The 13,970-nt window shown below is 46.2% G+C and carries 9 protein-coding genes; 6 read left to right on the top strand and 3 right to left on the bottom strand.

Translation table 11 applies throughout. From position 1 onward, the window contains the following. Positions 1-69: 69 nt before the first annotated feature. Both dacB and ACMA1I_RS08005 read right to left on the bottom strand, forming a co-directional pair. Positions 70-1,464, bottom strand: coding sequence for a D-alanyl-D-alanine carboxypeptidase/D-alanyl-D-alanine-endopeptidase (gene dacB / locus ACMA1I_RS08010; protein WP_337067786.1), 1,395 nt, complete (start codon positions 1,462-1,464; stop codon positions 70-72). Position 1,465: 1 nt separating this feature from the next. After that, positions 1,466-2,035, bottom strand: coding sequence for a DUF1543 domain-containing protein (locus ACMA1I_RS08005; protein WP_337067785.1), 570 nt, complete (start codon positions 2,033-2,035; stop codon positions 1,466-1,468). 287 nt (positions 2,036-2,322) lie between these two features. On the opposite strand from ACMA1I_RS08005, the gene ACMA1I_RS08000 reads away from it, so the two are divergent. Continuing rightward, the gene (locus ACMA1I_RS08000; protein WP_337067784.1) at positions 2,323-2,745 is read left to right on the top strand and encodes a hypothetical protein; all 423 of its coding nucleotides are present in this window, start codon (positions 2,323-2,325) and stop codon (positions 2,743-2,745) included. 575 nt (positions 2,746-3,320) lie between these two features. On the opposite strand, the gene tcmP is transcribed toward ACMA1I_RS08000, so the two are convergent. After that, positions 3,321-4,445, bottom strand: coding sequence for a three-Cys-motif partner protein TcmP (gene tcmP, locus ACMA1I_RS07995; protein WP_337067782.1), 1,125 nt, complete (start codon positions 4,443-4,445; stop codon positions 3,321-3,323). Positions 4,446-4,948: 503 nt separating this feature from the next. On the opposite strand from tcmP, the gene ACMA1I_RS07990 reads away from it, so the two are divergent. The 5 genes from ACMA1I_RS07990 to ACMA1I_RS07970 all read left to right on the top strand — a co-directional run bounded on the left by ACMA1I_RS07990 (position 4,949) and on the right by ACMA1I_RS07970 (position 13,963). Next, entirely contained in the window at positions 4,949-6,508 is a 1,560-nt protein-coding gene (locus ACMA1I_RS07990) for a protein adenylyltransferase SelO (RefSeq protein WP_337067781.1), read from the top strand. A 109-nt stretch (positions 6,509-6,617) separates the two neighbouring features. Then, positions 6,618-7,106, top strand: coding sequence for a peptide-methionine (R)-S-oxide reductase MsrB (msrB, locus tag ACMA1I_RS07985; protein ID WP_337067780.1), 489 nt, complete (start codon positions 6,618-6,620; stop codon positions 7,104-7,106). A gap of 809 nt (positions 7,107-7,915) precedes the next feature. Beyond that, the gene (locus ACMA1I_RS07980; protein ID WP_337067779.1) at positions 7,916-8,815 is read left to right on the top strand and encodes an SDR family oxidoreductase; all 900 of its coding nucleotides are present in this window, start codon (positions 7,916-7,918) and stop codon (positions 8,813-8,815) included. Positions 8,816-9,561: 746 nt separating this feature from the next. Beyond that, complete coding sequence (locus ACMA1I_RS07975; RefSeq protein WP_337067778.1) at positions 9,562-10,704, top strand: efflux RND transporter periplasmic adaptor subunit; 1,143 nt, start codon at positions 9,562-9,564, stop codon at positions 10,702-10,704. 85 nt (positions 10,705-10,789) lie between these two features. Beyond that, positions 10,790-13,963, top strand: coding sequence for an efflux RND transporter permease subunit (locus tag ACMA1I_RS07970; protein WP_337067777.1), 3,174 nt, complete (start codon positions 10,790-10,792; stop codon positions 13,961-13,963). Positions 13,964-13,970 lie beyond the last annotated feature (7 nt).

The following is a 13,970-nucleotide window of genomic DNA, read 5'->3' as shown; positions in this document are numbered from 1 at the left end:
AAAAGCCGCACTTCCAGTTAAAATTGGAGGTGCGGCTTTTGTTGTTATGCCAATTCAATAAGCTAAATTCTATTTTAAAACATCCAGCACCTTGTACATTTTTTGAGTGACAGTAGCTGGTGAGCCATTGTAATTATTCACCAAAAATGCGAATATATACTCTTTTCCGTCTTTGCTCTTGTGGTAGCCACAAAAACCTTTTACATCGCGGATGGTACCACTCTTCATCTTCATGCCATTAAAGGTTGGTAAAGATTGGTAAAACCCAGGGAACCACGGCTGCCTGCGGGCATGTAGCAGCACCCTGGCCTGTGCATGTGTGGTTACGCGGTTAAGTGGCGAGAGGCCAGATCCATCGGCAATATTCAATTCGGTTTCCGAAATGCCTACCTTTTTCCAAAAATTCCGGACCAGCTCCAGGCTTGGCTCAGTGGCACTGCTACCAGTACTTTGGTAGGCCATGGTTTTTAAGAGCGCCTCACCATACAAGTTAATGCTTTTACGGTTGAACCAGTACACAATACTGTCTAAGGGAGGCGAGGTAATGGTATGAACTGTTGAATAACCTGCCTGTTGATGGTTGAAATTATCCAGAAGTTTAGGTGTGGCCGGAATCTTAATCTGCCGTGCCTGCAGCTTTTGCGCCAGAGTACCCACTAACTGTTGTGCAGGCGAAGGCATGGCGCCAGCTATTTTAAAATTCGCCTGGCCTACCGGAATGGTGCCCCGAATAGTAGCGGTGGTCGTGTTTACCGGGAAATAAATATAAGCTTTATCGCCAGTGCCAGCGCCTGCCGCTTTTACTTCTGATCGCAGATGGTAGCCATGTAGTGCCGGTATAGTCTTAACTATAGACACCGCTCCGCCATGTTGGCTTCCGGATCGTAATAGGACATCGAATTGATTTTCGCGCCAGTTTAGCTTCGCTGGCCCGGCCCCATAATAGTTGCCTACATCCTGCCAGATCCAGCCATCAGGTATAAACTCTTCCTGCCAGCCATTGTTTACCACTGCTACTTCTGTGTAATCGGTGGTTCCCGTTTTTAACAAGGCATTGGCAATGCCGTTCAGTACCACCTCCTCGTTGGTGCCAGACCAGCGCCAACTGCCCAAGGTAGGATCGCCGGAAGGAATGATGAGGAGTAAAGCGGCTCCATCTTTCTTACGGATGGCAACTTTTGTCTCGTATCTGAAATCTTTTCCGAGGAGCTCGTAAGCGGTGGCGCTGGTAATTAGTTTTAAGGTGGAGGCAGGAGCCAAGCCAGTTTTTCCGTTTTGCTCGAATACCACCTGCCCGGTATTAGCATCCAGCACATATAAGGAAGCTATGCCGTTGCGCAGTTGCGGATCTTCGCTGAAGGTAGAAAAAGCAGCCCGCAAACGCTCCGGTACCCCCTGCGGAAATGCATTAAGTGAAAGCAGCAACAGGAAAACAAATGTGGTTCTAAAGGCAAGCTGCTTCATGTTAAAAAGAGTTTAATTTAAAATAACCGAGGTGCAGCTCATCGGCAGGAAGGTCTGTGGCAGGAGTAAGCTGGACCTGATAGTGCTGCTTTACCTCCTCTGGCAGCATCTCCTTCACCTGATAGAGTTCATCTACATCCACGCCAAATTTATCGTCTATGTGGGCAGGTGCTCCCTTAAATCCGGTGTGTTTGTAAAAAGCTGTTTGGCGGGCTTGCCGTATGGCTTCTGCCTGAGTTGCGGCTACCACCAACATTTTATAATGGAACTCATCGAACTCCTGCAGCTTATAACCACCCAGGTTCAGGAAAAACAGAAAGGGCGGTTCTGTCGCTGCGGTGCTTCCGTTTGCCTCCTTAGGGACTACAGTTACGCTGAAATTTTGTACAGCTGTTACTTCGCGCCAGGCATCCACGTGAAGTTTGTTTTTGGCTTCAGGCCAAAAAGCTTTTATAGCCGGCACCAGCTCTTTCATACTAGTCCCGATCCCAAAAAAAATGTCGTGTTGTTCGGTGTTTCTGCCTGGTGGCCGGCACCCAAGAAGCAGCATAAAAAGTTTAAGTTGTGGCATGCTAGTGTTTAACCTGTGCAGAGGTATAGAGTTTCGTTATTTAAGTGCTTATCTTCGTGCTTTCTTTTGTCGGCACGCATATGCTGCAACAAAAGAATGAGTTATGAAAGGTAAAGTAATTGCCAAAATGCAGTTCGCTCAGCCCATGTTTTTCTGGTTTTGGTAGTTTTCATTTCGATGAGAGACTGGCTTAAAAAGGACATTGCAGGTTCTTCCAAAATCAAACAGCAAACTAGAGCCTTGTATTAAATTTGGTCTAATTACCTAACGAACAAAACAACCGAACGATGAGATTAAAAGGAAATATACTCGACATCAAAACAAAGCGTGATTCTAAAAATGCTGGTATCGAGCTGTTTGTAAATAAAATAGATTATGTGACCCATAAAAAAGACGGTCGGTATTTCCAGCCTTTCGATTTTGAAGATGAGCTTGAAACACCCATTGTAATTACCGGAGATTGCCTGGCACGCATCCCCAATAACCTGCTTGAAGAGGGAGAATATGAGTTTAAGGTATTTGATAAAGAAGGCGATGAGTATGTGCTGAATGAAAATAAGCTCCTGACCATAACCCTGATGTACGACGAAGAAGAGCAACAAACCATTGTTTCGGCTGTTACTTATGAAGTAACCATTTCTAATGAAGAGTTTAAACAACTCAAAGCAGACCGCCACAAAGAAAAATCAGGTAAAAAAGGAAAACGCTAACTTATTTTGCCATTAGAGATAAAAGACGAGCTCTTTAGAGAACCAGCCAAAGGCGCAGGCATAATATACCGCAATACTTCTTTACGTACAGACAGAAATACTCATTACAGGTTCTGGCTTCTCTCCTATTCGTTCTGTCCTGCTGAACAAGTACAATACGCAGCCCAGCTGGTCTACTTAAAACTGTTGCCGATACCGTTGCTTCGCCTGGTATAAGCAGTTGGCATATCTTCACAAAAAATGAGTACCCTGGCCTTATTTAACATAAAATTTAAACTGACGACTTTTTTTGTAATGCTGAAGTGTCTTTAGCGCTATGATTTTGGGTTTATAGGCTCCCGGTGTTGAATGCACAGCACGTAGAGAAGTGGATAAATTAGCATATAGAGAAGCGAACCCTCAGCCAAAAAATAGAAAAAGGGCTCTGGAAGGGCAAATTCATTAGCAGAATTCACAAACAGCTTTTCTAAAGCTTAATAAGCTAGAAAAATCTATTTGCCTGCTGTCGCGTGGCTCCTAGTCTCCTTCGGCTAAGCCTTCACATTGCCACCAGGCAGCAGAACTGGCTGGTACTTTTATTTGTAGGCAATAATGGACGTAAAGGAAACCTTTCGCATAGGCTGCCTCGATACAGGATTAACAGGCTCAATAACTCCAGCTTTTTTCAGCTCCTCAAACGCCTCCTGGTAGTTGCCCCTGATATAGTTCGTGCCGGTATTGTGGTGCCGGTAAATGCTATCTATGGGTAGGTTGTTGTAATAGCTTGCTTTACCGGCGAGGTCTGCTACCAGGTTTTTAATGGAATAGCGATACTGCTCCTGAAAGAGAGACAGCTGATGTTTGATGTTGGCTCCGAACAGCGGTACACCATCCTCCTGGTAATCACTGTACACAAGCATCAGCTCCTTCAGTTTCATATAGGCAACATCAGATTTGGAAGCAAAGAACAGGTAATGGCTGGTTTGGTTCTTTTTTGGCAGGCAAATCTTAAACCGGAATGTTTTGTAATCCTTCTCTTTGAAAACATCCTCAAAACTATCCATCAGGAAATCTTCGCGCTGAGTTGCGTCCTGGTAGCGTTCACAAAATGCTTTTAACTTGCTGATTCGGTCTGCGCCAAACAGATCGGTTAAGTTTTCATTGGTTTCTATATGCTGTAATGTAGTGCGCATTTTGGCGGCACTAAAAAGCATAAACACATCCATGCCCCATCTCCTAAGAGACTGCAACAGCATTTGCTGCGAAAAACTATACCCAAATGGATCGGTATAAAGCAAAGTAGGGACATCGTTGCCTAGCAGGCGGGCGAGCAAGCTAAAATTGGCTTCTTCGTTTAAAATAACCGGCTTATGCACCAGCTCCTCGTAGTACGGCAAGCTTTCCAGTTGCTCCTTCAGCTTAGTAATGTCGGCCTTTTTCTCATCGTTCAAAAAGGTGCGGACAATCTTGTTAAGCTTAAACTTTTCGATAGAACCAAAAACCGTATTTAATATTTTAACGGGTGTGGCAGGTTTTCCAGCCAGCTGTTTTCCATCGCCTGCATAGAGGTCTATAAAAGCAAGTGTATGATCTGTGCGATACCGTTGCCCGGTAAGCATAGCGCTGCACCACGACCTGAAATACTCGTTTAAAAGCTCTGATTTTATTTCTGAAGTACTTCTTTGCGATTTAAAATAATCGTTGGTATCGAATGTAGGCATGCTTTTGTTTTAAATAAATCAGGCTGCTAGGTCAACTGTGGATGAGCTTTACAGCCAGCTACAGCCGCACGTTGCTATTCCTTACTACTGGCTGAAAATGTCAGAAAAAGGGTTGTAGCAAAAGCAACTCTCCGGAAGAGAGGTATAGCTGCTGTCTTCCTCTTTTTAAATTTAAGCTGCAAAATTAACATTTATGCCCAATTGGCCCGACCTATTCAGCCCAGAAACTTCACACTATAAAGGATCTTTGCTCCTGAATTAGCGCTGGCATAATTAAATTGATTTTAAATAACAGGAGCACTACCACTTCCCTCAGGCAAGTAAATTTCTTTTGCCTAAAAGGTTCTGAAGCAAAGGTGGTACCTTTGCCTGCCGGCATTGCACCTGAACAAGAAAATATAAGTCAACTTTTTTAGTAAAGCTTTTGTTAAAGAGAAGGCTGGACGATGCCTGATGTCAGGCTTTACCACATACCAGCATCCTCAACTTAAAACATGAAAATTATGGAGAGCCTAAGCTCAAAAGCATATAAAAATGAATTTGTAGATACCTTCGACGGCGATGACAGCGGAAACCTGAAACCGCGCCAGACGCCTGGAGTTCTGTACAGTAAAGCCAATCCTACACCCGTAGAAAAAGTTACACTGCTGGCGTGGTCGGAGGACTTGGCGAACGAACTGGGCATACAGAAGCCGACTAAGCAGGAGGAGATAGATATTTTGGGTGGCAATAACCTGGCTCCTACTATGCAACCTTATGCGGCCTGCTACGCCGGGCACCAGTTTGGCAATTGGGCCGGCCAGTTAGGCGATGGCAGGGCTATTACCTTGGGCGAGTGGGAAGCGCCAACCGGCACCTCCTGGGAGCTGCAGTTAAAAGGTGCTGGTCAGACTCCTTACTCCCGCCGTGCCGATGGGCGTGCGGTGCTGCGATCGTCGGTAAGGGAATACCTGATGAGTGAAGCCATGTACTACCTGCGTGTGCCCACTACACGCGCCCTGAGTCTGGTCACAACAGGCGATCCGGTGCTGCGCGACATGTTTTATAACGGTAACCCTGCGTATGAGCCAGGAGCCATTGTATTACGCACGGCCCCCAGTTTGCTGCGTTTCGGAAACTTTGAAATGGTAGCAGCCCGAAAAGAAACAGACAATCTTAAAAAATTGGCTGACTGGACCATCGCACGCTATTACCCTCACATTCAGGGAGAAGATAAATACCTGCAATGGTTTAAGGAGATAGTAGACCGAACCGCCAGCCTGATGGTAGATTGGCTACGGGTGGGCTTTGTGCACGGCGTGATGAATACCGATAACATGTCTGTGCTGGGCCTCACCATCGACTACGGCCCCTACTCCTTTGTAGACAATTACGACCTGAACTTTACGCCGAATACGACCGACCTTCCCGGCCGCCGCTATGCCTTTGGCAAACAAGCCTCCGTGGCTTATTGGAACCTGGGCTGCCTGGCAAGTGCTATTGCTCCTTTGTTAGATGGCACAGAACAGCTTGTAGCGGCACTGGAGGAGTACGCAACAATCTATTCGAAGAAATACCTGACCATGATGGGGAATAAACTAGGACTTGACGAGGTAAAGCAGGAGGATATAAAACTAGTTACCACTTTTGATGAAACCCTGGCCGCAGTGCAACCCGATATGACAATTTTTTACCAATTGCTCATCGATCTGCCGCTTCATCTGACCGAGGAGGAGGAATTGCTGAATTACTTCAGCGACAGCTACTATACCCCTCCCACTAAAAAACAGCGGGCCGCCTTGGCAGCCTTGCTTAAAACGTATATTGCACGGATTCAGCAGAATACCTGCAGCCGGGAGGAATCGCAACAGCGTATGCGTGAAAACAATCCACGCTTTGTGTTACGAAATTATTTGCTGTCTCAGGCTATAGAAGAATTAGAGAAAGGTGAAAACACGCTTTTCCAGAAACTTCAGGAAGCGATTAAAACACCTTACTCTGGCAACCACGAAGAGTTCTTCGCCAAAAGGCCAGAATGGGCCACGAGTAAGGCTGGTTGCTCCATGTTGTCCTGTAGCTCCTAACTTAAAAAAAAGCTCCTGGTTAACGTCAGGAGCTTTTTTAATTCAAACCTCTACATAACACCAAACACCTCTCCTTTTCCATTGTTGCAGTGTAAAATTAAAATTCCTCATGCTACGCTGGTTAGACATTCTCAGATATGCCACTTACAGTAACCCAGAGCCAGATTGGCGGCTAGAGCAACCAGAGGAGGCATGGAAGGCTCAACTCACTCCAGCCCAATATGCAGTCATGCGCGAAAAAGGCACCGAGCCGCCTTACCGCAATACCTACTGCCGCTCTTATGCACCCGGCACCTATGCCTGCCGGGGCTGCGGGAGCTTACTCTTTCAGTCAGAAGCCAAATACCATGCAATTTCCGGTTGGCCAAGTTTCCGGCACCCCATTACCAAAGGCGCCGTAAAATATGCTTTTGACAAAAGCCACCGCATGAGCAGAATAGAGGCAATGTGCAACGTGTGCAGCAGTCACCTGGGGCACGTGTTTCAGGATGGCCCCGCTCCTTTTGGGCTCCGCTACTGCATAAACTCAACCAGCATTTTACTTTTAGAAGATGCAGCCCATGCCCCTACTCATCCCAATACGCCTCCGGAAGGCTAAATTCATTAAAATAATTTGAATTGGGTTGTTGCTCATCTAAGCCAATGTATTCCGGCAGGTGGCTACATAGCAGGCACCTTTGCCAGGTGCACTTATTGACGATTTTTTGTTTGAGCGTTCAGCGAGTTCAAAATCGTCTTGATTTTTTTGGTTCTTTTTGTATCAAGACAAAAAGAACAAGAAAGCCAGCTATGAAACAACTCCACGCCGCTGTCACAGCAGGAAAAGCCACTATGCGAATATAGACTAAAAAGCTAATAACGACTGCTAACGAATATCGCCCACGATAGAAAGTTAAACCGTAGGCATGAAAGTACGAGCTACAAGCTCGCACTAGCGAGGGCAGCCATGCGAACTTAGACAACCAAGCCAATAGTCACTACTTTCATCAACAAGATCCTTCCAGGATGACAAAAGGGGAAATAAATTGGCGAAACATTGGAAGGTGATTTAGAAGCTTCAGAACTATATCTGAATACAGCAGGCCAGGAGCTTACATTCACTATAAAGCCTCTGGAAGGTCATTTCAGTTAGAAGAATTTGCGCTAATACCTAGCGCCCATTTTCATTTAATATATTCATTAAAAATACTTATGAAATTGTAACGCTCCATTACCCAATAACTGCAGGCATTAAATAACCAGCAGCCTCCCTAATCCACACAAGCATCAGTGCGATCTAAAACCAGGATAAGTATCCAATTGAACCGGGATAAGTACCCATTTTACGGGTAGAAAGACAGCTACTATTTAAACTTCTACCGTAAAAAGGCATTAGAAAACACCATACACCAAAAAGCTAACATAACTATGAGCAAACAAGAAGAATCAAAGTCGAACATGCAGGATCCGAAGGAGCAGTACGATACGCCACCATACCCGCAGCAAAAGCAAGAGGTGCCAGGCACAGAAGAAAAACTGACGCCTGAAGCAGACCACGGTGAGAAAACATACAAAGGATCTGGGAAACTTACCGGGCGCAAAGCAGTAATTACTGGCGGCGACTCCGGCATTGGCCGGGCAGTAGCCATTGCCTTTGCCCGCGAAGGGGCTGATGTCCTGATCTCTTACCTGAATGAAGACGAAGATGCTAAAGAGACAGCGAGACTTGTAGAGGAAGCAGGTCAGAAAGCAGTTTTGGTTCCTGGTGACATTAGCCAAGAAGACCATTGCAAGACAATTGTTCAACGCGCCGTAGATGAATTTGGGCAGATAGACATACTCGTAAACAATGCAGCCTTTCAGATGGCACGGGAGTCATTGCAGGAAATTCCGAGCGATGAGTGGGACTACACCTTCCGCACAAACATCTATGCCATGTTCTATCTTTGCAAGGCAGCAGAACCACACATGAAACCGGGCAGCACCATTGTGAATACCACATCTGTTAACGCTTACCAGCCAAAACCAATTTTGCTGGCATACGCAGCTACTAAAGGTGCTATCCAGAATTTTAGCGCGAACCTGGCGCAGCTGCTCGCAGAAAAAGGGATTAGGGTAAACTGCGTTGCACCCGGCCCAATCTGGACACCGCTTATACCATCTACCATGCCGGAAGAGCAGGTGAAGTCTTTTGGCAAAAATGTGCCCCTCAAGCGCGCTGGTCAACCGGCAGAGCTGGCACCTATTTACGTGCTGCTCGCCTCGCAGGACTCAAGCTATATGACCGGCTCTACAGTACAAGTTACGGGCGGTTCTCCTACAATATAACATACTGTTAACAGCATTAAAGGCCGCAGCCTCACCCATAGTTTTGGAGTAAGGCAGCGGCCTTTTCTTTTTCTGCTGCCCGGTCTGACCAGGCAGTACATATCTAAAAATTATATTCGCACCTGTGTCCCTAGTAAGACAAATTCAAGAAATAAATTAATTTCAATCCTAATAAAATTCTATTTTGCATTTAGTATGAATGCTTGGAATAATGCTTCTATCCTGTTGAGGTATAACATGGGTTAAACCAAAAAGAGAGGCTCCTACAAGAACAGGCTTAAATATTTCGCATTATAAAGAGGTTTTAGTTCCTGCTGTTCCTTTAAAATCATACTAAGTAAATTCAGCAGCACATTAAAATTTTTTAATTCAAAAAAGTTTCTAACAAACTGAAACCTACGGCTGTAGCAGCTATTTTTTACAATTTCAACAATTTCACACCCTCTTTTTTATACTTTTTGCTATATTTGATAAAAATGATTAAACTATTACCTGAGGAACATCGTTTGTTTTAATATCAGGTTAATAACAATTGCTAGGGAGCTCTTTCCTTCCTGGCAGGAATTAGTACCTATGCTTTGTCTAAATTATTTCATATCGGTTCCTCCCGGAATTTATCCGGCCAACCTACTGAACCCGAAATTTAATTTAGTTTTTGCTTTACTTACCCTGCCTCACTGTGGACTCCTGCCATTAGCTATCCGAGCAAACTCCTGTTTCACATATTAATTTTTTATTACTTAACCATGAAAATCAAAACTAATTCTATCTGGGGTACATACTTTTTAACTGTTGTATTTTTTATTGGAGGATGTACGGCAAATAGTCAGAAGGTTAAGGAAAAAGAGACAGAACACATACTTCCTGTTACCAGCATCATAACAAAAGACACCGTGGTACACCACGATTATGTAGCCGATATCCGGGCCTTACGAAATGTAGAACTACGGGCGCGTGTACCAGGATTTTTAGAAAAAGTATATGTAGACGAAGGGCAGGAAGTAAAAAAGGGGCAATTGCTGTTTCAGATAAACGACGAAGAGTACAAAGAGGAACTGGCTAAGGCCAAAGCAAACCTCCAAAGTGCCCTGGCCGAAGCAAAAGGCATACAATTGGAAATTGACCGGCTCCGGATGCTGGTTGATAAAAATGTAATTTCCAAAACAGAAATTGATGTGGCCCAGGCCAAGCTGGACGCTGCCAATTCCAGAATCGGAGCAGCTCGCTCTTCTGTTTCAAATGCATCTATCCGCTTATCTTACACCAGCATTCGCGCTCCTTTCGATGGCCTCATCGATCGAATACCATACCGCATGGGGAGCTTGATAGACCACGGCACCCTGCTTACCACCGCGTCTAATATCAGCGCCATTTATGTTTATTTTAACGTGTCGGAGGGTGAGTATCTGCAGCACATTAAAACACAGGCCGATGCTCCAGGCAAAAACAGCAACAAAGTAAGACTTACGCTCGCCGACGGCAGCCCTTACCCTTACGAAGGTAACATCGAAACCGTGGAAAGTGAGTTCAAATCAGGCACTGGCTCTATTGCCTTCCGCGCCCGTTTCCCCAACCCAGATAAAACGCTGAAGCACGGAGCAACCGGTAGCATTATACTCTCCAACGCAGTTAAAGACGCTATTCTGGTTCCGCAAAAGGCTGTTTTCGAGATACAGGACAAAAGCTATGTTTTCCTGGTCGACTCTACAAACCATATATCTATGAAAAGCATTGTGCCCCGCACCCGCTTTTCGTCATTTTATATAGTAGAATCCGGACTGAGCCCAGGCGACAAAATTGTGTTGGAAGGCATTCAAACGGTGCAGTCCGGAATGCAGATCACGCCTAAACCCGTTGCCATGGATAGTCTGATTGCCGCCACCCTATAGCTAGCAATTGGCAACCCACAAATAAATTTCACCTGCTCCGGTAACAGTACGCGGACAGAAAGTACACTTTTGAAAATTTAGTAGCATGTTTGATATTTTTATAAGAAGACCGGTCCTCTCTCTTGTTATTTCCCTGTTTATTGTGCTGTTGGGAGTACTTGCCTTTTTTACCCTTCCTGTTGCCCTCTTTCCTGATATAGCGCCTGCCGCTGTCTCGGTGCGGGCCAAGTACCGGGGAGCCAATGCCAGCGTGGTAGCCAACACCGTAACTACTCCCCTCGAAAAAGTTATCAACGGGGTACCGGGCATGATGTACATGACATCTGTTTCGAGTAACCGGGGCACGTCTTCTATAAAAGTTTACTTTGAAGCCGGCACAGACCCGGATCTGGCAGCAGTGGAGGTGCAAAACCGCGTAACAACGGTTGTAAGCGATCTGCCCGAAGAAGTTATTCAGGCGGGTGTTACCACTGAAAAAGAAGTGGAAGGGCTGTTGCTTTACATCAACGTGATGAGCGACGACAATGAGCTCGACGAGAAGTTCATCTATAATTTTGCCGACCTCAACATTTTGCAGGAGCTGCGGCGGGTAGATGGTGTAGGCTTTGCTGAAATTATGAGCACCAAAGACTACTCGATGCGCATCTGGCTAAAGCCAGACCGCATGACGGCCTACAAAGTATCGACCGACGAAGTAATAAAAGCTATACAAAACCAGAACATAGAGGCGGCCCCTGGCCAAATAGGAGAAAGCTCTGGCAAATCGCCTCAAATGCTGCAGTATGTGTTGCGGTACACTGGTAAATTTTCTGAACCGGCCCAGTACGAGAAACTAATTATTCGGGCAAATAATGATGGCTCAGTGCTTCGGTTGAGAGATGTGGCGGACATAGAACTGGGCAACCTGAACTATGGCAGGATCTCCAAAACAGACGGTAGACCGGCTGCATCCATTATGATTGTGCAACGCCCCGGCTCCAATGCCCGCGACGTTATTCATAATGTGAAGGAGCGGATGAAAGAACTGAAGTCCGGTTCCTTCCCTCCAGGAATGGATTATAAGGTAACTTATGACGTGTCCAGGTTCCTCGATGCCTCCATCAAAAACGTACTGACAACGCTGCTGGAGGCTTTTATACTCGTGTTTATTGTCGTATTCATTTTCCTTCAGGATTTCCGCTCTACGCTCATACCTGCGCTTGCCGTGCCGGTAGCGCTCATAGGTACATTGTTCTTTATGCAGCTGATGGGATTTTCGCTGAACCTGCTCACGCTCTTTGCCATGGTGCTGGCTATTGGTATTGTAGTAGATAATGCTATAGTGGTAGTGGAGGCTGTGCATGCAAAAATGGAGGAAGAAAACATGTCTCCCCGCCAAGCTACTTTTGCTGCCATGCACGAAATAAGCGGGGCGATTGTAGCGATTACGCTGGTAATGTCGGCTGTATTTGTGCCGGTGGCGTTTATGTCGGGGCCTGCTGGTATCTTCTACCGGCAATTCTCACTTACACTGGCCATTGCCATTGTCATTTCCGGTATAAATGCACTTACCCTGACTCCTGCTCTCTGCGCCATCATTCTACGGAATACACACCAGGAAAAAAAGAAAAAGAACCTGCTACAGCGCTTCTTTAGCGGGTTTAATAAAGGCTACAATTCCTTTGCCCTTAAGTACAAGAGCAGCATAGGGTTCCTGGCCAGCCGCAGGCTGATTACGGTAGCCATGCTGGTTGCGTTTTTTGCCGCCACCTGGGGAATCAATACTGTTTTGCCTACAGGCTTTATTCCGGTAGAAGACCAGAGTGTGGTTTACCTCAACGTAACAGCTCCTGCCGGAGCCACCGTAGAGCGTACCGAGCGGGTGCTGGATCAGGTAAACGAATATGCCAGCACCATTCCTGAAGTAGAGTCCTTTACCTCGCTGGCTGGCTATAGTCTTTCTTCCGGTTTATCGGGAGCCTCTTTCGGCATGGGCATGGTAAACTTAAAATCGTGGAGCGACCGCGATGTCCCTATTGAGGAAACTATTCGCAAGCTGGAGGAGAGAACCCGACATATAAAGGATGCGCAACTGGAATTCTTTCTCCCTCCTACTGTACCCGGCTTTGGTAACTCCAGTGGCTTTCAGATGAAGGTGTTGGACCGAACCGGGAGCGGAAATCTGCAGAAAATGGCAGAGGTTACCAACAGGTTTGTGGCAGCTCTGAACGAAGCTCCGGAAATAAGTTCGGCGCTCACAGACTTCAACCCGAATTATCCGCAGTACATGATCCATGTGGATCAGGATATGGCAGCTAAAAAAGGAGTTACCATTAAACAGGCCATGAACACCATGCAAACTTTGTTCGGTGGCTTATATGTGTCTGACTTTGTACGCTTTGAGCAAATGTACGATGTAATGGTGCAGGCAGACCCCAGGTACCGCACCAAACCCGAAGATGTGCTGGACTTGCAGGTGAAGAACGACAAAGGTGAAATGGTGCCTTATTCTACTTTCATCAGCATGGAAAGAATTTATGGTCCTGAGCAGCTTTCGCGCCATAACATGTATGTTTCTGCCAAAGTAAAAGGGGGCCCTGCTCCCGGCTACAGCAGTGGTGATGCCATTGCTGCCATCGAAAGAATAGCCGCTGAGGAACTGCCGCGGGGCTATGGCTACGACTGGTATGGCATGACCCGGCAGGAAGTGTCTTCCGGCCAGGAGGCTATTTATATTTTCATTATATGCCTGGTATTTGTGTACCTCTTGCTGGCAGCTCAGTACGAAAGCTTTCTGCTTCCGCTTCCGGTTATTTTATCGCTGCCGGCAGGAGTTTTCGGGGCTTTTCTGGCTTTGCAACTACTTGGCTTGCAGAATAACATCTACGCTCAGGTGGCGCTTATTATGCTCATCGGGCTCTTAGGTAAAAATGCAATCCTGATTATTGAGTTTGCTGTGCAGAAACGGCAGGAGGGCCTTACGGTGCTGCAAGCGGCCGTAGAAGGAGCCTTCACCCGGCTTCGCCCCATCCTGATGACCTCTTTTGCCTTTATTGCCGGTCTTATTCCTCTTTGCATGGCTTCGGGGGCCGGGGCCCTTGGTAACCGCTCCATCGGTACGGCAGCTGCCGGAGGCATGCTGATCGGCACCATAGGGGGGCTCTTCCTGATCCCGGGCCTGTATGTACTTTTCTCACGGAAAGGTGGTAAAAAAGAAACACCAGACCAAGACCCTGCCCCTGTCACAGAAAAAATTGAAGTATCCGTTTCTAATAATTAAGCATTTG

The organism is Pontibacter sp. 13R65, from assembly GCF_047525655.1.
Taxonomy (GTDB): Bacteria; Bacteroidota; Bacteroidia; order Cytophagales; family Hymenobacteraceae; genus Pontibacter.
Note: the sequence above shows the minus strand (reverse complement) of the source record. Positions and strands in the feature narration are given on the sequence as shown.

Coding starts and splice junctions, on each gene's coding strand:
- dacB (WP_337067786.1), bottom strand. CDS start 1,464: ATGAAGCAGCTTGCCTTTAGAACCACATTTGTTTTCCTGTTGCTGCTT.
- ACMA1I_RS08005 (WP_337067785.1), bottom strand. CDS start 2,035: ATGCCACAACTTAAACTTTTTATGCTGCTTCTTGGGTGCCGGCCACCA.
- ACMA1I_RS08000 (WP_337067784.1), top strand. CDS start 2,323: ATGAGATTAAAAGGAAATATACTCGACATCAAAACAAAGCGTGATTCT.
- tcmP (WP_337067782.1), bottom strand. CDS start 4,445: ATGCCTACATTCGATACCAACGATTATTTTAAATCGCAAAGAAGTACT.
- ACMA1I_RS07990 (WP_337067781.1), top strand. CDS start 4,949: ATGGAGAGCCTAAGCTCAAAAGCATATAAAAATGAATTTGTAGATACC.
- msrB (WP_337067780.1), top strand. CDS start 6,618: ATGCTACGCTGGTTAGACATTCTCAGATATGCCACTTACAGTAACCCA.
- ACMA1I_RS07980 (WP_337067779.1), top strand. CDS start 7,916: ATGAGCAAACAAGAAGAATCAAAGTCGAACATGCAGGATCCGAAGGAG.
- ACMA1I_RS07975 (WP_337067778.1), top strand. CDS start 9,562: ATGAAAATCAAAACTAATTCTATCTGGGGTACATACTTTTTAACTGTT.
- ACMA1I_RS07970 (WP_337067777.1), top strand. CDS start 10,790: ATGTTTGATATTTTTATAAGAAGACCGGTCCTCTCTCTTGTTATTTCC.